The sequence below is a fragment of the Flavobacterium bizetiae genome, from assembly GCF_902804475.1.
Classification (GTDB): Bacteria; Bacteroidota; Bacteroidia; order Flavobacteriales; family Flavobacteriaceae; genus Flavobacterium; species Flavobacterium bizetiae.
Genome location: NZ_CADCSU010000250.1, coordinates 1 through 510 on the forward strand (window position 1 = coordinate 1; position 510 = coordinate 510).

Annotated in this window: 1 protein-coding gene and 1 pseudogene; both read right to left on the minus strand. The window is 26.9% G+C overall.

Translation table 11 applies throughout. The features are described from left to right. Positions 1-145: 145 nt before the first annotated feature. Positions 146-313: an SOS response-associated peptidase family protein gene (locus FLACOL7796_RS24915; RefSeq protein WP_173973393.1), complete on the minus strand. Its 168-nt coding sequence runs from the start codon at positions 311-313 to the stop codon at positions 146-148. A 3-nt stretch (positions 314-316) separates the two neighbouring features. Beyond that, a pseudogene (locus FLACOL7796_RS24780) lies at positions 317-510 on the minus strand (SOS response-associated peptidase); the annotation flags it as partial.

Sequence of the window (510 nt, forward strand, 5' to 3'; positions counted from 1 at the left end):
ATTATAAACATAACTCATAATTTCATTTGCTTGTGTCGTAACCATAGTATAAGTATTTCTTTCTATCTTATAGAAGGATTTTCCCAAGTTGAATATAATCCTGCAAATGTAAAAATCTCATTGTCTTACGAATTAATTTGATATTTCAATTTGCTTTTTCTTCTTTCCAGTGCCATTCGTAATAAGCTGTTGAAATGATAAGACAACGATTTTGAGTAATATTTTTACAAGATGCTTTTTCGGTTATAGTTTCAATTCGTGCATTTAAAGAGTTTTTTCTAAAATCTAAATCATTTGTCCAAGATTGCAACAAACCCTAGGTATAATTTATAGTAACTAAATTTGGATTAGTATCTAAGATTATGGGCAAGTTAGGACATGAGAAACCATTTATAAATTCAGATTGAATAAGGTCTCCTTCGCTATGAATTTTAGCATTAAATCTTTTTTTAATATTTTTTGCAAGTATATTTTGTTGTGTGAAGAAGCAGATAATTTTATCATTTAATT